Here is an 18,618-nt window from a genome sequence, read left to right on the forward strand (position 1 = left end):
CCCACGGCGACCGGAGCATCAGGTGTCGCCCCGGTCGCCCGCCGGGCGCAGCGTCACCGACACGGTCCCCGACGACCACCGCACGTCCAACCGGCTGAGCCGATCCACCACCAGGTCGGGGGTGACGGTGGCGCCCAACCCGGCACCGGCGATGCCGACGACCGCCATCCCGGCACGCTGACCGGCCAGGACGCCCGGCCAGGTGTCCTCGAACACCACGCACCGCCCCGCCTCGACGCCCAGCCGCCGCGCCGCGAGCAGGTATCCCTGCGGGTCGGGCTTGCCCGCCGTCACGTCGTCGGCGGTCACCAGCACGGTCGGCACCGGCAGGCCGGCGGCGCGCAGCCGGGCGAGGGCGACCGGCCGGGTACCCGAGGTCACCACCGCCCACGGCCCGCCGGCCGCCGCGGCGAGCACGGTCCCGGCGCCGGGCGTGGGCACGACGCCCCCGGTGTCCCGCGCCTGTCCCGCCTCCAGGTTCCCGGCCTCCCGCACGCTGTCCAGGTGCGGCGCGACCAGGGCCACCGTCTCCACGCCGCGCCGCCCCACCGAGGTCTCCAGCACCCGCTCGGCGTCGAGACCGTGCCGGTCGGACCAGCCACGCCAGGCCCGTTCGATGGCCGCTCCCGAGTCGACAAGCGTGCCGTCCAGGTCGAACAGCAGCGCGTCGTACGCCCGCAGCCCCGTCGACGTCGTCATCGGGTGCACCTCCCCTTCGCTGCGGTCACGACGCGGCGGGCAGCAGACGAGGTGGGTCGTGCCGTCCAGGTCGAACAGCAGCGCGTCGTACGCCCGCAGCCCCGTCGACGTCGTCATCGGGTGCACCTCCCCTTCGCTGCGGTCACGACGCGGCGGGCAGCAGACCGAGGTGGGTCTGCGGGTCGATGTGACCGGTGGCCTCCAGTTGCGCCACCGCGTCCTCGAGGAACAGGACGCCGTAGAGGTAGTGGCCGGCGGCGAGTTCCAGCGGGCTGATCTCCGACTCGCTCTGCTCGTCGGTGCGCTTCTTGATGTCCGACAGCCGGCACGCCGCCTCGGCGAGGAGGTGGAAGGCGTGCCCGAGCAGCAGCCGGTCCCGCCAGCCGGGGTCCTCCCGGCTGAGCTGCGCGAACTCGGGGTGCTCGGTCAGGAAGCCGAGGAAGCGGTGCGCGGCGGTGACGTACCCGGGGTACGGCTGCCCCCGGAAGCGCAGGTCGAAGGTGGACCCGGCGGCGTCCGGCGGCTGCGTGATCTCGAAGCCCTTGCGCAGGCCGCCGTCCCAGACGCTGAGGCTGAACAGCACCTTGGCCACGTCGTAGGAGATGTCCCAGAGGTCGAGGGTGCCGCGCGGGTCGATGATCCGGAACCCCTCCTCGGTGTCGCGCAGGCCCGCCCCGGGCGGGGTCACCAGGATGTTGCGGGTGTTCAGGTCGCCGTGCACCGGGTAGTAGAGCCAGGTCGGGTCGATGCCCGCGGTCAGCTCCGGCCGGGCCATGATCAGTCGGGCGAGCTGCTGCGGATGCCGGCACGAACGGCCGTTGACCACGATCCGGTCCGGGCCGGTCATCGCCTCCGGCAGGTACTTGGCCAGCAGCCAGAACCGGCGGTCCAGCCGGTCGGCGTGCACGTCGGCGATGGTGCCGCGCCCGCCGGCCACCCGGTCCTTGCGGTACCCGTGCGTCACCAGCAGGCGCAGCGCCGCGCCGAGCCGGTCGTAGAAGAGCTCCACCTGGGGCTCGTCGGCCCGCAGGCACGCCGCGACGTCCTCGTTCGGGTAGAACGGCATCGTGTACGCGGCCCAGTCCTCGCCGTGGAACTCGTGGGTCTTGTCGGTGTAGAAGTAGCGCAGGTCCGGGTTCTCGTCGCGGACCTTGTCGATCTGCCGGATCTTGAGGCGGAACGACCCCAGGTCGTGGCCGTCCACCGCGCCGGGCAGGTCGACCAGCAGCTTGATGACGTGCGGGCTCCCGTCCGGCAGGGTGACCTTGAGCAGCCGGGCCGGCGAACCGCCCTCGGTCAGTTCCCCCACCACCTCCGCGCCGAGTTCGCCGACCAGTTTGGCCAGCAGTTCCTCCTCGCGGCGGCTCATCGCCTCGGCGTGCGCGGTGATGTCGTCGATGACCGCGCTGTCGTCGATGACGGCGCTGTCGGCGACGACCGGGCTGTCGGTGACGGCGGTGTCGTTCGGGCTCAGCATCGCGGGATCCTCCTCACGGGGTCGCGGCGGGCAATGCCGCGCCGGCATCAGTTGCCCGCCACGGCCAGGGGCGAGGGCACGGGGTGCGGCAGCGCGGCGGCGTACCTCTCGATCGCCTCGGCGACCGCGTCGCGCAGGTACGTGTCGACGTCGATGCCCTCGCGGATCGCCGCCTTCGCCGCCACCTCCTTGATCTCGGCGAACGTCGCCGACCCGTACACGTAGTGCCCGGCGATGACCGCCCGGTCGGTGTCGGTGGCTGCGGTGTCCGGGGCCATCCACTTGCGCCACAGCCCCGACGCGTACGCCTCGGCGAGGAAGGCGTCACGCTGCGCGGTGAGCCCGAGGCGGTCCAGCAGGCGGAGGAAGGCGCGGGTCTCGACCACACCGAACTCCGGCGCGACGTTGAGGGCGTCCACCCCGGCCCCGGACAACGCGCGCACCTCGGCTCCGGTGAGGTAGTCGCAGTTGTGCGCCTTGAGGGCGATGCCCCGGTCCGCGGTGAGCCCGGCCAGCGCCGACACGGTGTAGGTCACCGCGCTCGGGGCGGCGCTGAACGCCCCGACGTTGTCGGTCTCCACCACCTTGGTCGCCGTCTGGGCCACCACGAAGGTGGGGCGGGGCAACCCGTGCCGGGCCAGCGCGGCCAGCATGGCGTCGAGCTGGTCGCGGAACTCGAACGGGTCGTTGGTGTCCCGCCCCTGGTCCTCGAAGCCGATCTCGTACATCGGGCTCCGGCCGGCCTGCGCGGCGGCCTCGGCGCACTCGCCGTACAGCTCGACCGCGCGGTCGATCGCCACCTGGACGTCGGCCACCCCGTCGAGGTCCATCGAGGTGTCGATGTGCAGCAGGTCGAAGCCCTGTTGGACGTCCTCCCGGAAGGAGGCCATGGCCGAGATCATCGCGGCCTCCCCGCTGAGCCGTTCGGCGCGCTCCCGGGGGTTCTGGTACGGGCCGCCGTGGTCCCGGCAGAGCAGGATGAGCCCCTCCGGGTCGTGGCGGCGGACGTACGCGGCGAACGTCTCGGTGTTCCAGCCCTCGACGTAGCCGCCGCCCTGGGCGGCGGCCTCGACCTGCCGGCGACTCGGGATGAGCATCAGCGGCTGGCGACGACGGTGGGCCACCGCGATGCAGGCGTCGACGGCATTCTTCGACATGGGACCGATACCGAGCCGCGAGGGCACGGGGACCGTCCTCCGATGGGCAGAAGTCATGTCTTTCCCTTTCTCGGGAAGCCTGGCCGACCGGGTTCGGCGAAGCAGTTTCCGGCTGGTCGGGATCGCATCCGACCGCTTCGCCACGATCGATATTCCCAAGTGGAGGGTGATCGCTTCTATTGTTCTTTGGTCCACTGCTGGTACGCGAACGCGACCAGTCCCGCCTGGAGCCGGGACTCCACGCCGAGTTTCCGCATGATCCCCGCGACGTGCGCCTTCGTCGTCCGTTCCGAGATCTTCAGCGAACCGGAAATGGCACGATTGGACAGACCCGCGCCGAGAAGCGTCGCCACCTCGCGTTCACGGTCGGTCAGCAGGGGTATCCGCGCGACCGCGGCGAGCCAGCGAGGCCGCTCCAACGGACGTTGCACACCGACGTCGACAGTCGTTTCATGGGTTGTCATCCGCAATGAGTCCACCGCACCGTCTCCCCGTACCGGTCGCGATGTCAGGAGCGGGCGGCCCAGGAAATGCCCTGCCGCACCAGCCGGGTGGCGTCCGGGTGCTGGAGATCCTCCGGATAGTGGCCGACCGAGCAGTAGAAGACGCGGCCGGCACCCCAGGAACGGACCCACGCCACCGGCATCCGGGCGCCCTCGATCCAGGGCAGGTGCTCGCCGCTGAAGACCGTCTCCGCGAGCACCAGGTTGGTCGGGTCGACGTGCATGTAGTACTGCTCGGAGGCGACCGGGAACGAGGCCACCCCCTCGGTGACCGGGTGCCGCGCCGTCACGGACACCTCGTACGGCACCCGGACGCCCTCCCCGCCGGGGTGGTCGACGCACGACCCGCCGACGAGGTGGTTGTACCGGAGGCTGGCCCGGAAGGACGCGGCCATCCCGTGCCACCCGGCCACCCCGGTACCGCGCTCGACCGCGCCCAGCAGGCCTTCTTCCTGGGCGCGGGTGAGGTTCTCCGTGGTGTGCCCCTGGGTCCAGCCGAGCAGGATGAGGTCGTAGCCGGTCAGGTCGTCCTCGAAGCGGTAGGGGTCGCTGGTCAGCTCCACCGCGAAGCCGAGGTCGTCGAGGTGGGGCACCGCCCACTCGGCCACCGCGTAGGGCTGGTGGCCGGCCCACCCGCCGCAGAGATAGAGCGCGCGTCTCATCGGATCAGTTCTCCCCTCAGTCGGGTGTGCTCACGGTCGGACGACGGCCGGCACCCGGTGTTGCGGTGGATCGACACGGTGGGGTTGTCGGCGAGGAAGTAGCCGGGCACGTAGTAGCCGATGGTCGCGAAGTCGAGCAGCCCGTCGCCGTCGAAGTCGGCGACCGTGATCCGGGCCGCCGAGGCCGAGGAGACCCGGGTCTTGACCCACCAGCCCCGGGCGGCGTCGACGGCCTTGTAGCAGAACACGCCCTGCCACGGCATCGGTCCGCGCAGCGCGACGAGGAACTCGTCCTCGCCGTCGTTGTCCAGGTCCGCCGCGACCACGTGGTGTCCGGGGCCCTCGCCCGCCTCGTTCGGGTCGGCGTACACGTCCAGCACGTGGCGGGTCCAGGTGCCGTCGGGGGCGGGCACGTAGGTGACCACCGTGTTGCCGTGGAACGGTTCGAGGGTCGCGAGGTAGCCGACCTCGGCGCCGGCCAGCCGGCCGACGGCCACGCTGTTGCTGCCGGTGAACCCGGTCCTCGCCGCCTGGCCGCGTTCGCCCTCGTGGATGCGTTGGTGCCGCCAGCGGCCGGTGGCGTCGTCGACCCCCAGCCAACTGAGCCCCTCGGCGCTGGCCACGACGAGTTTCTCGGTCGGGCCCCAGGCCGGCCCGTGCCGGGTCGTGGTGAGGTCGTGCAGGATGTGGAACGCGGCGTCGTCGACGACCGTCGCCGGCCACCGTTGCGCGGTCAGCGGGTCCTCCGGTGGCTGGTAGAGCGTCACCCGGACCGGCTCCCGCAGCGCCTCCGGGCCACCGTGCGGGCCGACGATGGGCAGGGCGACCAGTTCCGGCCGGTCGGGGGCACGGAACCGGCCGACCTGCACCCGGTGCGCCGAGAGCAGGTCCCCGACGAGGCGTCGCTCCCACGGCCCGCGGTGGTCGGGGTCGCCCGGGTTACGCAGCCAGGAGACGGTGCCGTCGCCCGGTCCGCAGGCCCACATCGACTGGCCGTAGTCGTGCGTGACGACCAGGTCGAGGGTGCCGTCACCGGTGAGGTCGGCGGCGTCCAGGCCCACCGGCCGGTTCACCCGGGCGATGGTCCGCCGGGTCCAGCCCGGGTTCTCGAACCACGAGATCTCGCCGTCGATCAGTCCGGACGTGACGAGGTCGGGCCGGTTGTCGCCGTTGACGTCGACGGCCTGGATCCAGTAGCCGTCGGTCAGCCCGCTCATCACCACATGCTCCTCGAACGTGGGCATGCGGAATGTCACCGTCATAGTCGAACTCCCTGAATACCTGCGGTTGCCGGGGACAGGAGTGATGGCTAGAGTAGAGCCAACATGTGGATCAACAGTTGCCAATCTGGGACAGTTTCCAGGCAGTCCGGCAGACGGTCGGACGTCCGGTTTCCGGGGCACGCGGCCGCCCGCACAGGTGGCCGGGCAGCCGGCAGCGGAGGATGACCGGAGAGCGCCCACGCAAATAGGTGCCACTCCACGGAGAAGCAGCCCGATCCGGGGTTCAGAATCGAGCGGGAGCACAGTTCGACCCGGCAGGGTCGAACGATCGGGATCGACCACCTCCCGGGCCGAATGCTTGTACATCAAACATTTTCCCATGCCTGCATCACGAGTATAGGCGAGACCTGACTCCGTGCAAGTACCACGACACCATTCGTATGGAAGTTTCTCGATCGTTTCCGGTTTCTATCCTGCGGGTTTCTAAAATGTAGCCGGACCACTGAGCATAAGGCGCGAAACTCCCGTAACCCATGAAATTGCGCTGTTCGCGCCCGGTTCCGGGCAGCACGATTCCGGCGTGCCACCGGGCCGGGGGCCCGGCGGCACGCCGGTGGTGGCGGGTCCGGCTCAGGCCACGGTGTAGGAGACGGCCTTGGCCGCCGCGTCGAGCGCGTCCTGACACTCCTGCACGGTGTCGGCCACCGCCGTCACGTACGTGATCCGGCCCCAGACGGTGCCCCGGGGCGGTGGTGACACGGTCCGGCCCGGTTCCACCAGCACCACCGCCCGGTCGACGGCGTCGGGCAGTTGCGCGCGGTCGACCGTGACCTGGCCGATCGTGGTGTCGTCGGCGTCCACGTAGCCGAAGCGCACGCCCGCCACGCGCCGCCGGGTCGGCGTCGCCGCCGGGGGCCGGCCGCACGCCGCCGCCGCCGCGATCAGCGCCGGGTCCAGGCCGGTGGCCAGGGTGCCGAGGTACGGGATCAGGTCGCCGCCCAACCGGCCGTTGACCTCGATGAGCTGCGGTCCCCGCTCACCGAGCATGAACTCGGTGTGCGTCCAGCCGTCCCGGAAGCCCAACGCGGCGTGCGTGCGCTGGAGCAGGTCACCGAAGTCGTCGTCGTGCAGCAGGGGATCGGCCGCGTCGACCAGGTGACCGATCTCCTCGGCGTACGGCGGGAACCCGACGGCCTTGCGGCCGACGAACAGTGGGACGACCCGTCCGTCGGTCACCACCGCGTCGACGCTGATCTCCTCGCCGGTCACGCACTCCTCGACCAGGACGGGCTCGTCGGTGCGGTACCGGACCGGGTCGGGTGCGGGGGTGTCCCGGGTGAAGGGGAAGAACCGGCGCAGCGCGTCGGGGTCGTCGACGCGGACGACACCGAGGCTGGCGCCCAGGCCACGGGGCTTGAGGATCACCGGGTAGCCGATCGTGTCGGCCGCCGCGAGCGCCTGCTCGACCGTGCTCACCGGCACCGACCGGGGCTGCGGCACGCCGGCCCGGTCCAGCGTCTCCCGGGTCTGGGCCTTGTCCCGCAACCGCCAGACCACCGCCGGGTCGCCGTTGCGGCAGCCCAGTTCCTCGGCGACGGAGGAGGTGGCGTGGATGCGCCCCTCGTCCCAGCAGAGCACGCCGGCGAAGGGGCTCTCGTCGTGCAGCCGGCGGGCCGCCGCCGCCATCGCCGGCCCGTCGATGGTGCTCTCCAGTACGGTCCAGCCGTCGAGGTGGGGGCGTTCCCAGCTCGGCTCCACGGTGTGGAGGAGGTGGACCCGGTAGTGGGCGCCGAGCGAGGCGAGCAGGTACTCCCGGTACGCCTGCATGCCGCTGGCCACGAGCAGCAGTCTCGGCCGGTTGGCGGCGGGGGCGGAATCCATCTGGTGGCTCCTGACAGTCGGTGGGTCCGGGCGCGGGCCCGGTCGGCGGGGGTCGGGGTCGGTGGTGGGCGCCGGAGCGGGGTCAGCGCGGCGGGTCCGGCGGGGAGGCGGGGATCTCCTCGATCTGGGAGACGCCGGTGGCGGCGTGCGCGCCGTGCCGCCGCCACCGCTCGTGCAGCAGGATGCGCCCGTCGGGCAGGATCTCCGGGGTGCTGTGGCACTCGCCGACGATGATCCGCCCGTCGTCGAGCACCATGCAGTACGCGAAGTCGAGCGACCCGTCGGGGCGGCAGCGCCCGGTGAGGGTGCCCCGTCGGGCGTGGCCTCCGGTGAACTCGCCCCAGAGCAGGTCGCCGTCCTGGTAGTAGGACGCGACGCGGCGGTGCTCACCGCTGCCGTCGGCCACCGGCCGGAACCGTCGACCGTGGTAGGTGATCACGTCAGGTGTGGGCATGGCTGCTCCTTCGCACGTGGTGGGTGTCGCCCCGGGAGGACGGGGTGGGTCGGGTGGACGCGCCCGGCACGTCCACCGGCGGGGTGGCCCCGGGGATCCGGGGTGGTGCCGGTGGCAGGGGCCGGCGACGGGGGCCCGTAAGCTCGACAGTCATGCCCCTCGTGAGTCCCACAGTGGACACCCTGCGCGCGGCGGTCGACCGGTCCGTCGGCGGCGCGGCGGACCGGTCCTGGCTGCGGTTGCGCGAGTCGACCGGCCCGGCGGTCGACCTGGCCGATGCGGCGCACCGCCGGGCGGCGCTGGTCTGGCTCAACGCGTGGGGCTGCCGGCTGCGCTATCCCCGGCCGGGCGAGGAGGACGTCTTCGGCACCGGCCTCGCACGCTGGTGGGCGCGGCACCACCCGTTGCTGCCGGCGGCGCGGACCCCGCTGGCGGCGCTGCCGGAGACGGCGCTGCCCGCCCTCGTCTCCGCGTTCGCCGACCTCGCCGCGATGCCGGTGACCCCGGGGCCACGCCGCCGCACGCTCGGCCCGACGGCCGCGAGCAAGCTGCTGTACGCGGTCCGCCCGGCCGCGCTGCCGCCCTGGGACGACGCCATCGCCCGGGCGCTGCACGGCTGCCGTGACGCCGACGCCTACGGCGCGCACCTGCGGCTGACCCGGTCCTGGGCGCTGCGGCTGCTCGCCGAGGCGGGCACGGACGAGGTCGCCTTCACCACCGCGCTCGGGCACCCGGGTCGGACCCTGGCCAAGATGCTCGACGACTACTGCTACCAGGTGCACACGCGCGGGTTCCGTCACCAGCCGGCGTGACCGGGCCGGGCGGGTCACCCCGCCCGGCCCGGTCGGGCGGGTGGCCGGCGGGCCGGGCCCGCGCACGTCAGTCGAGCAGGACGACGCTGCGCAGCACGTCGCCCCGGCGCATCCGCTCGAACGCGGCCTCGACGTCGCCGAGGCCGATCCGCTCGGTGACGAACAGGTCGAGCGGCAGCCGCCCCTGCAGGTGCAGGTCGACCAGGAGCGGCATGTCCCGGGTGGGCAGGCAGTCGCCGTACCAGGAGGTCTTGTACGTGCCGGCGCGCAGGAACGTGTCCAGCAGCGGCATCTCCAGCCGCATCGTCGAATCGGGTCGGGCGACCAGCACGAAGGTGCCGCCGACCGCGCGGGCGTAGAAGCCCTGCCGCCAGGTCTGCGGGGTACCGGCCGCGTCGATGGTCACGTCGGCGCCGAGTCCACCGGTGATCTCCCGGATCCGGGCGACCACGTCCGGTTCGGTGCTGGCGTCGACGACGTGGGTCGCGCCCAACCGCCGGGCCGTGGGCAGCTTCCGTGGGTCGGTGTCGACGGCGACGATGGTGGTCGCGCCGGCCAGCCGCGCGCCGGCCACCGCCGCGCCGCCCACCCCACCGCAGCCGATCACCGCGACCGTGTCCCCGGGGCGCACTCCCCCGGTCCGGGTCGCCGCGCCCAGCCCGGACATCACACCGCAGCCGAGCAGGCAGGCCACGGCCGGGTCGACGGTCTTGTCAACCGGCGTGCACTGGTCGGCGTGCACCAGCGTGACCCGGGCGAAGGCGCCGATGCCCAGCGCCGCCCCGAGCGGCTCGCCGGTGGTCAGGGTCATCGGCTGGCTCGCCGTGTGGTCGTCCAGGCACCACTCGGGGTTGCCGCGCCGGCACGGACGGCAGCGTCCGCAGACCGCCCGCCAGTTGAGGATGACGACGTCGCCCGGGGCGACGTGGGCGACGCCGTCACCCACCTGCTCGACGACGCCGGTCGCCTCGTGGCCCAGCAGGTACGGGAAGCCGGAGCCGATGACGCCGTCGCGGTAGTGCAGGTCGGTGTGGCAGACCCCGCAGGCCAGTACCCGTACCGTGGCCTCGCCCGGACCCGGGTCCGGCACCACGATGTCGCGGGTCCGTACCGGTTGGCCCGGGCCGAGCGCGACCACGGCCTCGACTGTCTGCGCCATCTCTTCTCGTCCTTGTCTGTTCGGGGGTCCTGCTGAGCTTCGGGCTGGGCGGCCGGGGTCAGTCGGCGAACTCCACCTCGACCAGGTCGGCGTAGCGGACCATCGTGGCGAAGGCGTCGTCCTTCGAGGTCCCGGTGGTGCCGAGGAAGCCGAGGATGGTGTTGCCGTGCGGCGGGCGGGCGATCACGTCGCCCGGCCGGGCGACGATCTTCAGCAGGAAGGTCCGGTCGGACTCGCTGACCTCGGCCGGTACGTGGACGGCCGCGAGGGTGCCGGACGCGCAGATCAGGCACATCGACGTGGTGTGCGTGCCGGTGGGCTGGAAGTGGCGGACCCGGGGGCGCACGCCCCGGGCGATGTCGACGACCGCCGCGATCGGGTCGTGGTCGGCGGTCAACCGGGCGATCTCGTCGAGCCCGCCGCCGCCGACCCGGGCCGCGATCTCCAACAGGTACGGCTGTCCCTCGTGGAACCGTACCTCCGCGTGGCACACGCTGCGGCGCAGCCCCTGCGCCCGTACCCCGGCGGCGACCAGCTCGTGCACCGCCGCCAGGTCCGCCGCGCTCATCGACGTCGGCGCGTGGTGGACGTCGTCGTCGAAGGTCTCCCCCTCCACGGTGATCCGGTCCACCACCGAGCCGAGGTACACCTCGTCGTCCCAGACCACGACCTCCATCAGGTACTCCGCGCCGTCCAGGAACGACTCCACCAGCAGGCCGCTCGGGCCGAGGTCCACCCCGTCCGGCTCGGAGCGCGACCAGACCATGTCCCGGCTGCCCTCCTGCGCCTGCGCGTACCGCTCGGTCAGCTCCTGAGGTGAGCCGACCTTGAAGACGAAGTTGCTGGCGGCGCCGTGGGTCGGCTTGACGATCACCGGGTAGCCGAGCTCCTCCGCCGCGGCCTGTGCCTCCGCCAGGGTCCGGGTCAGCCGGAACCGGGGCGAGCGGGCCCCGGCCCGGTCGTACGCCTGCCGCATCAGGTACTTGTTGCGGCACCTGACGGCGGCGTCGACCCCGATGCCGGGCAGGCCGAGCGCCTCGGCCACCGCCGCCACGGTGATCACCGACGACTCCGAGAAGGTCAACACCCCGTCGAAGCCCTCGGCCTGGTGCCACTGCTTGGCGGTGGCGATGATGTCGTCGATGTGCTGGGAGCCCGCCACCCGGTACCGGTCGGCGGGCCAGAAGTCCGGCTCGCCCTTGCCGTTGAGCACGTACACGGTGGCGCCACGCGCCTCCACCTGCGCGTACCGGGAGAGGTAGTACCCCAGGTACTGGCAGGTCTCGATGGCCAGGAGCTTCATCTGGTTCTCCTACGCTGCGGATGCGGTGCCGGCGGTGGCCGGTGCGGCGGGCACGGTGGGCAGGGCCGGCAGCCGGAACACGGTGACCTTGTCCGACGGTTCCTCCTCGACCCGCAGCCGTACCCCGGCGGCGGCCAGGGTGTCGGTGACGTCGACGAGGACCGGTGCGGCGTACCCGAGCAGGGTCCGTAGCTGGGCCAGCACGTCGGCGGCCGTGTCCGGCCCGAGCCGGTCCTGCGCCAGCCGGTCGACCTGCAGCGCGATCGTGTCGGCGATCGCGCTGGGGCTGAACCGGTCGTCGTGGTAGTGGCGGCGCAGCCGGTCGGCCACCGCCCGGCAGCGGTCGCGGCCGGCCGGGCTGACCGGGAGCACCGTGCCGTCCGGGACGGGCAGGTCGGCCAGGGCCGCGGCCAGCCGGTTCCACGGCCGCACCAGCCGGGTGGTCACCACGGCCCGCAGGTCGGCCTCGGTGAAGTTGGTGCGCTGGAACTCGGGGGCGGTGAGCGCCAGGTAGAACCGGGCCAGGTCGCGGGGCACCCGGTCGAGCAGGTCGGTGGCGGTGATCAGGTGGCCCCGGCTGGTGGAGAACTTCGACCGGTCCAGCTCGTAGAACTCGTTGGTGACGGTCACCGCCGGGGTGGTGTACCGCTGCGGGTGCGACAGCAGCATGGCCAGGTCGAGCATTCCCCAGTGGAAGGAGTTGTCGAAGCCGTGGAAGTAGACGACCCTCGCACCGGTGCCGGCGCGCCAGAGGTCGTCGGGGTGGTCGGTCTCGCGGCCGAGCTGCCGGGCCGACCACCAGGTGCTGTAGATGACCGCCGGCATCGCCTCGATCCACGGGTACAGCCGGTGGCCGGGTGTCTCGGCGAACGGCGCCGGCTGGCCCCACCCGTCGTCGGGGACGGTCACCGGCACGTCCGGCAGCGGGCCGGCCATCAGGTCCGTGATCAGGTCGCGGGCGTGCGGGCGCCAGTGGGGGGTGTGCCGGGCGTAGTGGTCGGCCAGCGGCTCCCGCAGCCGCTCCAGGGGCAGCACGAGGATCTCCACCTCGCGGTACTCGACGTCGTCGGTGGGGTCGAGGGAGTAGCGGGCGTCGAGCAGCTCGTCGAAGTTGTTCGGGTGCCCGCAGGCCTCGCACGCGCCGCCCGCGCTCTGCGCCAGGCAGGTCGGGCAGGTGCCGGAGACCAGCGCGTCGTAGAGCCACACCCCGGCCCGACGGGCGTACGGGAACCGGACGGTGCGCCGCTCGAAGACGCCCGCCCGGTGCTGCGCGGTGACGAAGTCGAGCACGGTGCGCCGGTAGGTCTCGTCCACGGGCGGCAGCCCGACCAGGGTCGTGCCGAGCGCGGTGAACGCCTGCCGGATCTGCGCGGTGGCGTCGCGGACCAGGTCCGCCGCCGGTACCCCGAGCGTCGCCGCGCGGGTGGTCACGAAGGTCTGGCTGTCGTCGGTGCAGGTGGTGTGGATGACCGGCCGGCCCCGGGCCCGCTGGTAGCGGGCGTAGACGTCGGCGGCCAGGTACGGCCCGGCGAGGTGCCCGACGTGCAGGCCACCGTTGGAGGTGGGGGTCGCCGGGACCACGATGACCGGCGCGTCGTCCTGGGTCACGAGGCGGCCCGGTGGCGTTCGACGAACCGGTCGGCCAGGTCCTGGTCCCACCAGACGGCGTACATCTGGAACGGCTGGTCGCCGCGGTTGACGACCTGGTGGCGCTCGTGCGGAGGGAAGTGCACGACGTCGCCGGCGACGAACGGCGTGGTGCCGGCGTCGGTGACCAGTTCCGCCTCGCCGGTCAGGGCGATCCAGATCTCGTACTCGTGGTGGCCGTGCGCGCCGGACTCCGCCCCGGGCGGCACCACGCACCAGGAGCCCTCGAACGGCGCGTTCAGCAGCTCCCAGGGCATCAGCCGTTGCGCCCGCAGCCCGTTGTCGGGTGCGAGGCCGTCGCGGTCCAGGTGGCGAATCTCCATGGGTCAGGCGTCCTCTCCTCGGATGGGCCCGCCGTCGGCGGCGGCCGTGGCGGCCAGGGCCGGGCGGGTGGCGCGGTGGGCGAGCAGATCGGTGACCATCTCACCGGCGCGGACCGCCAGCACGCTGATCAGCGAGTCCGCGATGCCGTGGCTCTCCTCGTTCACGCCCTGCAGGTAGCAGCCGGCGGTGACGGAGTCGGGGGTGACCAGGCGGTAGTTGCGGTCCACCGCGACGTCGCGCACGCCCACGGCGGCGGCGGTGCGCCGGATCAGCTCCGGTTTCTCCGGCTCGAAGCCGGTGCCGAGCAGGACCAGGTCGGCGCGGATCTCCTCGGTCGTCGCCCGCAGCCGGTCGTGGACCGTCAGCACCACCTCGTCGCCGTCGGTGCGGGCGTCGAGGACGTCGGTGAGCGTCCGCATGGTGATCCGCTCGGTGCCGGTGAGCCGGTCCTGGTACATCTGGCGGTAGAGCGCGTCGAGCATGCCGGGGGCCAGGCCGGCGTAGTTGGTGCGGTGCATCTCCTGCAGCAGCTGGGCGCGGGCCTCGGCGGAGCCGGCGTGGAACTGGTCGACGAACGACGGGTAGTACAGCTCGTTGGTGAAGGCGCTGCTCTCGTAGCAGCGCAGGCCGGCCGAGCGCATCAGCATCCGGCACTCGGCCGCCGGGAACCGCTGGTACATCGTCCAGAGCATCTCGGCGGCGCTCTGTGCCCCGCCGATCACGACGACCCGACGGACCGCCTGCGGGTCGAGCAGCGGCAGCCGGCCGGCGAAGGCGGTGCTGTGCAGCACCCGCTCCTCGGGCAGGTCGCGGAACGGGGCGGGGACGCGGGGGGCGCGGCCGATGCCGATCACCACGTCGCGGCAGCGGACGACCTCGCCGGTGTCGAACCGGACCCGCCAGCGGTCCAGCACCCCGTCGTCACGGGAGGACAGCGGCTCGATCGCCGTCACCGCCCGCCCGTACTCGACCTGCACCCGCTCCAGTGACTTGGCCACCCACTGCAGGTAGGCGGAGACCTCCAGCCGGAACGGCACCGCGGAGCCGAGGTTGACGAAGCCGTCCAGCCGGCCGGTCGAGTGCAGGTAGTTGACGAACGAGTACCGGCTGCGGGGGTTGCGCAGCGTGGCCAGGTCCTTGAGGAAGCTGACCTGGCTGACGGTCCAGGGCAGCAGCATCCCGCGCTGCCATGCGATGTCGTCGTGTCGTTCCACCAGCAGGGTCTCGCCGGCCAGGTCGGGGGCCATCTCCTCGACCGCGACGGCGAAGGCGAGGTTGGCCGGACCGCCGCCCACCGCGACCACTGACAAGTGTCTCTCCATGCTGCCCCCTCAACTCGTCGCCTGCTCGGCCCACTCCCGGCCGGCGGGCGCCGGTGGGGGTGTGGGCGCCGGTGGCGGTTGGCCGGTCGCCGCCGCGGTCACCGCGGTGGCGGCCAGCCGGCTCGCCGCCAGCACACTCTTCGCGGCGCCGCCCGCGCCGCCGGTGAAGCTGAACACCCCGGGCCGGCCGTCGACCGGACGCAGCCGCAGCCCGCCGTCGTCGGCGAAGCAGTCGACACCGGCGGTCGACCAGCGGGGCGGCGGCAGGGGACCGTCGAGGGCGAGGACGGTACGGGCGACCTCGGGGACCCGTGCCACGTCGGCGGGGTCGGGGCGGTCGTCGCCGGGGGCGGCCCGCCAGGCGGTGGTGGCGACGCCGAGCAGGACGGCGTCGGGCCCGTGGGTGCGGCCGTACAGGGTGGACACGTCGTCGACGAGGGCGCCGAGGTGGGGTCGGGCCAGCGGGTACACCCCGTACTGGATCCGGCGGGTCCGCAGCGACGTCCCGAGCAGCGCGCCGGTCCAGGCGCCGGCCGCGACCACCACCACGTCGGGGCGGCGGTGGGTGCCGTCGGCGACGGTCAGGGTCGGTCCGGCCGCGACCGAGGTGACCGGGGTGTGGTGCACCCGGGCGCCGGAGGCGGCGGCCCGGCGCACGGCGTGGTGGCGCAGCGCGTCCGGGCGGAGGTACCCGGCGTGCCGTTCCAGCACCGCGTCGGTGCCCTCGGGACGGGGGCCGAGGCCGAGGGTGCGGGCCGCCGCCTCGGCGGGTACCAGCCGCGCGGAGCCGCCGAGCAGTTCGTCCAGGACGGCGAGGGGCGGGTCCGGGTCGGTGCCGGGGCGGAGGAAGTAGCAGGAGGAGGTCTCCTGGTATCCGCTGGCCCGGGCCAGTTCGGGGTCGCGGCGCAGTTCGGCGAGGCTGGCCGCCGCCAGTCGGCAGGCCTGCGGGTCCGGCTCGAAGCCCCGGACCAGCCCGCCGGAGGCGGCGGTGGCGTCCCGGGCGGAGGTGGCGGGGTCCAGGTACAGCGTGACGTGCGGCCCGGCGGGCTGCTCGGCGAGCCGCCAGGCGAGCAGCGCGCCTGCGAGACCGCCGCCGACGACGGCCACCCGGGTCGTCATCGGGTCGCGGTCGGCCGGAACGGGGGTGAGCCGCTCACCATCGGGACCGCCGGTCGAGCCCACACATCATCCACCCCACTGAACGGAAGGACATGATCGTGCCTCTGGTGGAGGCGAGAATAGAATTTCGCCGATTGGTCAACAAGGGCCGGTCGGCCACCGCCGGGTCGGGCCCGGTCGGCCCGGCACCGCGGCAGCCTCGGTGATCTCCACCGAACAGGTTCCTGCCGGCCACGGACGGTCAGTCAAGTCGCACCCATGGTCTTGTCCTCAGACCCCGGCGGACGGCTGGGCCGTCACCTCCTCGGCGGGGGCCGTGGGGGTGGCGTCCGGGCTGGGTTGCGCGGCCACCAGGATGACGGCCCCGGTCGTCAGCACGGCCGACGCGACGATGGTGGCGGTGTAGCTGTGGTGCAGGTCGGCGAGGATCGCGCCGACCTGGCTGGTCACCGCCACGGAGAGCATGTGCACCGCCCAGAGCACGCCGAGCGCGGTGCCGCGTACCCCCGGTGGGAGGATCCGGTTCACCCAGATCGTGGTGGCGACGACGGTGGCCAGGTAGCTGGCGCCGAAGACCGCGCCGAAGGCGAGGACGGTCGACGGGGCACCGACGAAGAGCAGCATGACCATGGCGGTGGCGCGCAGCGCGTAGGCACCGGCCAGCGTGGCCCGGATCCAGCCGAGGTCGCACAGCCGGCCGGCGACCAGCGATCCGACGATCTCCAGCGCGCCCAGCACCGCCACCGCCGACGCGCCGACCGACGGGGTGACGCCGTGGTCGTGCAGGTGCGGGAACAGGTGCACGTCGATGAAGGCCATGGTGCTGCCGCAGCCGACGAAGGCCAGCACCAGGGCCCGGATCTGCGGGTGCCGGAAGGTGGTGACCGTGGCGGCCCAGAGCGACACCCGCGCCACCGGGGCGGCGGGTCGCCGGCGGACGGAGAGTCGCACCAGGACCAGGGACAGCGGCAGGAGGACGACCAGGAAGACCAGCCCGAGGGCGAACAGCACCTGGTTCCAGGTCATGGTGCGGTCCAGGTGGACCCACAGGGGCACCAGCACCATGAACCCCACCGCCGCGCCGTTGGTCAACAGCGCGTAGAGCAGGCCGCTGTTGCGGCCCTGGAACAGTTGGTCGGCCAGGACGCCCAGCGGGACGAAGGAGAGCATCGTGACCGCGACGGCGCCGACCACGCCGTAGGTGAGGACGAACAGCCACAGGTCACCGGCGGTGGCGGCGAGCAGCAGCACCACCCCGTTGAGCGCGGTGCCGACCGCCAGCACCGGGATCGCGCCGATCCGGTCGGCGAGGTGCCCGATCACCGACGACGTCACGGCGGTGACCACGGCGAAGAGGGTGGTGGCGATCGCCAGGCTGCCCCGGCTGACCTCGAAGCTGTCCGCGATGCCCAGGAAGAACACCTGGACGGTGCTCTTCAGGGACGATCCGGCGAGGGATATCAGGAAGCTGACGGACGCGGCGAACACCGCGAAAGCCGTGCCTATCTTGGCGGTCCTGGTCATGGATAGCCTCTGCTTCAGAGCATGCCGAATGGGTGCGCCGGCGTCGACCACGACCCTGCGTAGTGATCACCGTGACTGCTTTTGGTCATCCTGGCACGGGTGTCGATGTCCGACCAGAGCCGGTCGGGCGGGTTTCCCGGGGTCGGTCCGCGCCGCCGACGCGGGCGCGCCCGCCGGCATGTTTCGTGACCTGCGCGGTCGGCCGGCGCGACGGTTCCGGCCGCCACCACGGGTCGGCCGAACGGGCGGGCATGATCATGCGGTCGCCCGCCCCGGGGGCACCACTCGGTCATCGGGTTCTCGACCGGTCGGCGGAGGCCGCCGGGGCGGTCAGGCGGCCGGCCGGCGGGTGCTCGCCCGCTCCACGAAGTCGACGGCGAACCTCTCCCGGTGGCCCGTCGGGACGGTGCCGGCCAGCAGCAGCCGGGTCGCGGCGGCGGCCATCTCCTCCACCGGCAGCCGCATCGTGCTCAACGGCGGATTGGCGCAGATCGCCGCCACGCTGTCGTCGAACCCGACGATGCTGACGTCGTCCGGCACCCGGCGACCGGTGCTGGTGATCGCCTGGACCGCGCCGGCCGCCATCAGGTCACAGGCCACGAACATCGCGTCGAGGTCGGGGTGCCGGTCGAGCAGCCGCAGGGCCGCCTGGTAGCCGCCGGCGCGCAGGAAGTCGCCGTCGGCGCTGATGTCGGGCAACCCGAGCTGCCGCATCGCCCGCCGGTAGCCGGTCCGGCGGTCGATCGCGCAGGGGTTGCCGGCGGGCCCGTGGATCGCTGCGATCCGGACGCGGCCCAACGCGTGCAACCGCTGCACGGCGGCGTACGCGCCGCCGACGTTGTCGGCCTCGATCGCGGGTACCGACGGGGCCGTGGCGACCAGCGACACGGCCCGCCGGCAGCGGCGGTGGAACCGGGCGGCCATCGCCGGGGTGACCGTCGCGAGCACCGCGCCCGCCGTGGCGTTGGCCGCGATCGCGTCGATCGCGTCCGGCGTGGCGTCACTGCCCACGGCGCACAGGCGTAGCTGCACGTCGACGGCCTCCAGCACCGACATGATCCCCGCCAGCACCCGGCTGTAGTACGGGTGACCGCCCAGCCACCCCTCGTCCGGGCCGTACGTGATCGCGAGCACGTCGACGGTGCGCTGCCGGCCGGAGGCCAACGCCCGCGCGGTCTCGTTGGGCCGGTAGCCCAGCGCGGACACCGCGTCGTGCACCCGCGCCCGGACCGGCCCGGACGCCCCCGGCGCGTCGTTGAGCACCCGGGACGCGGTCGCGCGGGACACCCCCGCCACCCGTGCCACGTCGTTGATCGTCGGCTTGGAGATCCTCATGGCTGAATCCACACGTC

The 18,618-nt window shown here is 73.1% G+C and carries 17 protein-coding genes; 1 reads left to right on the forward strand and 16 read right to left on the reverse strand.

The window, feature by feature from the left end; all coding sequences use genetic code 11:
* Positions 1–18 precede the first annotated feature (18 nt).
* The 8 genes from ACQUFX_RS11175 to ACQUFX_RS11210 form a co-directional block, all read right to left on the reverse strand.
* A complete protein-coding gene (locus ACQUFX_RS11175) occupies positions 19–816 on the reverse strand; it encodes an HAD-IA family hydrolase (protein WP_428965939.1) in 798 nt (265 codons plus the stop codon).
* 25 nt (positions 817–841) lie between these two features.
* Complete coding sequence (locus ACQUFX_RS11180) at positions 842–2,176, reverse strand: hypothetical protein (protein WP_428965940.1); 1,335 nt, start codon at positions 2,174–2,176, stop codon at positions 842–844.
* A gap of 47 nt (positions 2,177–2,223) precedes the next feature.
* Positions 2,224–3,333: a class II D-tagatose-bisphosphate aldolase non-catalytic subunit gene (locus ACQUFX_RS11185; protein WP_428965941.1), complete on the reverse strand. Its 1,110-nt coding sequence runs from the start codon at positions 3,331–3,333 to the stop codon at positions 2,224–2,226.
* 176 nt (positions 3,334–3,509) lie between these two features.
* On the reverse strand, positions 3,510–3,797 hold the full coding sequence (locus tag ACQUFX_RS11190; RefSeq protein ID WP_428965942.1) for a response regulator transcription factor: 288 nt from the start codon (positions 3,795–3,797) through the stop codon (positions 3,510–3,512).
* Between the two features lie 44 nt (positions 3,798–3,841).
* Complete coding sequence (locus ACQUFX_RS11195; RefSeq protein WP_428965943.1) at positions 3,842–4,498, reverse strand: ThuA domain-containing protein; 657 nt, start codon at positions 4,496–4,498, stop codon at positions 3,842–3,844.
* A complete protein-coding gene (locus ACQUFX_RS11200; RefSeq protein WP_428965944.1) occupies positions 4,495–5,742 on the reverse strand; it encodes an FG-GAP repeat domain-containing protein in 1,248 nt (415 codons plus the stop codon). Before ACQUFX_RS11200 ends, ACQUFX_RS11195 begins: the two co-directional genes overlap by 4 nt.
* Before the next feature lie 609 nt (positions 5,743–6,351).
* Entirely contained in the window at positions 6,352–7,602 is a 1,251-nt protein-coding gene (locus ACQUFX_RS11205) for an ATP-grasp domain-containing protein (RefSeq protein WP_428965945.1), read from the reverse strand.
* Positions 7,603–7,684: 82 nt separating this feature from the next.
* Entirely contained in the window at positions 7,685–8,056 is a 372-nt protein-coding gene (locus tag ACQUFX_RS11210; protein ID WP_428965946.1) for a hypothetical protein, read from the reverse strand.
* A 152-nt stretch (positions 8,057–8,208) separates the two neighbouring features.
* Between ACQUFX_RS11210 and ACQUFX_RS11215 the strand changes: the two genes are divergently transcribed.
* On the forward strand, positions 8,209–8,868 hold the full coding sequence (locus ACQUFX_RS11215) for a hypothetical protein (RefSeq protein ID WP_428965947.1): 660 nt from the start codon (positions 8,209–8,211) through the stop codon (positions 8,866–8,868).
* A 67-nt stretch (positions 8,869–8,935) separates the two neighbouring features.
* On the opposite strand, the gene ACQUFX_RS11220 is transcribed toward ACQUFX_RS11215, so the two are convergent.
* The 8 genes from ACQUFX_RS11220 to ACQUFX_RS11255 all read right to left on the reverse strand — a co-directional run bounded on the left by ACQUFX_RS11220 (position 8,936) and on the right by ACQUFX_RS11255 (position 18,601).
* Positions 8,936–10,027: an S-(hydroxymethyl)mycothiol dehydrogenase gene (locus ACQUFX_RS11220; protein ID WP_428965948.1), complete on the reverse strand. Its 1,092-nt coding sequence runs from the start codon at positions 10,025–10,027 to the stop codon at positions 8,936–8,938.
* A gap of 58 nt (positions 10,028–10,085) precedes the next feature.
* Complete coding sequence (locus tag ACQUFX_RS11225) at positions 10,086–11,330, reverse strand: ATP-grasp domain-containing protein (RefSeq protein ID WP_428965949.1); 1,245 nt, start codon at positions 11,328–11,330, stop codon at positions 10,086–10,088.
* A gap of 9 nt (positions 11,331–11,339) precedes the next feature.
* Positions 11,340–12,938, reverse strand: coding sequence for a class I tRNA ligase family protein (locus ACQUFX_RS11230; RefSeq protein WP_428965950.1), 1,599 nt, complete (start codon positions 12,936–12,938; stop codon positions 11,340–11,342).
* The gene (locus ACQUFX_RS11235) at positions 12,935–13,300 is read right to left on the reverse strand and encodes a cupin domain-containing protein (protein ID WP_428965951.1); all 366 of its coding nucleotides are present in this window, start codon (positions 13,298–13,300) and stop codon (positions 12,935–12,937) included. The genes ACQUFX_RS11230 and ACQUFX_RS11235 overlap by 4 nt, the downstream gene beginning before the upstream one ends.
* Positions 13,301–13,303: 3 nt before the next feature.
* Positions 13,304–14,623: a SidA/IucD/PvdA family monooxygenase gene (locus tag ACQUFX_RS11240; protein WP_428965952.1), complete on the reverse strand. Its 1,320-nt coding sequence runs from the start codon at positions 14,621–14,623 to the stop codon at positions 13,304–13,306.
* Positions 14,624–14,632: 9 nt separating this feature from the next.
* The gene (locus ACQUFX_RS11245; protein WP_428965953.1) at positions 14,633–15,742 is read right to left on the reverse strand and encodes an FAD-dependent oxidoreductase; all 1,110 of its coding nucleotides are present in this window, start codon (positions 15,740–15,742) and stop codon (positions 14,633–14,635) included.
* Between the two features lie 270 nt (positions 15,743–16,012).
* Positions 16,013–17,230 (reverse strand): MFS transporter, encoded by a 1,218-nt coding sequence (locus ACQUFX_RS11250; RefSeq protein ID WP_428965954.1) that lies wholly within the window; start codon positions 17,228–17,230, stop codon positions 16,013–16,015.
* Positions 17,231–17,596: 366 nt separating this feature from the next.
* Entirely contained in the window at positions 17,597–18,601 is a 1,005-nt protein-coding gene (locus ACQUFX_RS11255) for a LacI family DNA-binding transcriptional regulator (protein WP_428965955.1), read from the reverse strand.
* Positions 18,602–18,618 lie beyond the last annotated feature (17 nt).

The organism is Micromonospora fluostatini, from assembly GCF_050410825.1.
In the GTDB taxonomy this organism is placed as follows: Bacteria; Actinomycetota; Actinomycetes; order Mycobacteriales; family Micromonosporaceae; genus Micromonospora; species Micromonospora rosaria.

Bases quoted from the DNA above. Each gene is read 5' to 3' on its own strand.
- ACQUFX_RS11175 (WP_428965939.1), bottom strand. From the start codon at position 816: ATGACGACGTCGACGGGGCTGCGGGCGTACGACGCGCTGCTGTTCGAC.
- ACQUFX_RS11180 (WP_428965940.1), bottom strand. From the start codon at position 2,176: ATGCTGAGCCCGAACGACACCGCCGTCACCGACAGCCCGGTCGTCGCC.
- ACQUFX_RS11185 (WP_428965941.1), bottom strand. From the start codon at position 3,333: ATGTCGAAGAATGCCGTCGACGCCTGCATCGCGGTGGCCCACCGTCGT.
- ACQUFX_RS11190 (WP_428965942.1), bottom strand. From the start codon at position 3,797: ATGACAACCCATGAAACGACTGTCGACGTCGGTGTGCAACGTCCGTTG.
- ACQUFX_RS11195 (WP_428965943.1), bottom strand. From the start codon at position 4,498: ATGAGACGCGCGCTCTATCTCTGCGGCGGGTGGGCCGGCCACCAGCCC.
- ACQUFX_RS11200 (WP_428965944.1), bottom strand. From the start codon at position 5,742: ATGCCCACGTTCGAGGAGCATGTGGTGATGAGCGGGCTGACCGACGGC.
- ACQUFX_RS11205 (WP_428965945.1), bottom strand. From the start codon at position 7,602: ATGGATTCCGCCCCCGCCGCCAACCGGCCGAGACTGCTGCTCGTGGCC.
- ACQUFX_RS11210 (WP_428965946.1), bottom strand. From the start codon at position 8,056: ATGCCCACACCTGACGTGATCACCTACCACGGTCGACGGTTCCGGCCG.
- ACQUFX_RS11215 (WP_428965947.1), top strand. From the start codon at position 8,209: ATGCCCCTCGTGAGTCCCACAGTGGACACCCTGCGCGCGGCGGTCGAC.
- ACQUFX_RS11220 (WP_428965948.1), bottom strand. From the start codon at position 10,027: ATGGCGCAGACAGTCGAGGCCGTGGTCGCGCTCGGCCCGGGCCAACCG.
- ACQUFX_RS11225 (WP_428965949.1), bottom strand. From the start codon at position 11,330: ATGAAGCTCCTGGCCATCGAGACCTGCCAGTACCTGGGGTACTACCTC.
- ACQUFX_RS11235 (WP_428965951.1), bottom strand. From the start codon at position 13,300: ATGGAGATTCGCCACCTGGACCGCGACGGCCTCGCACCCGACAACGGG.
- ACQUFX_RS11240 (WP_428965952.1), bottom strand. From the start codon at position 14,623: ATGGAGAGACACTTGTCAGTGGTCGCGGTGGGCGGCGGTCCGGCCAAC.
- ACQUFX_RS11245 (WP_428965953.1), bottom strand. From the start codon at position 15,742: ATGACGACCCGGGTGGCCGTCGTCGGCGGCGGTCTCGCAGGCGCGCTG.
- ACQUFX_RS11255 (WP_428965955.1), bottom strand. From the start codon at position 18,601: ATGAGGATCTCCAAGCCGACGATCAACGACGTGGCACGGGTGGCGGGG.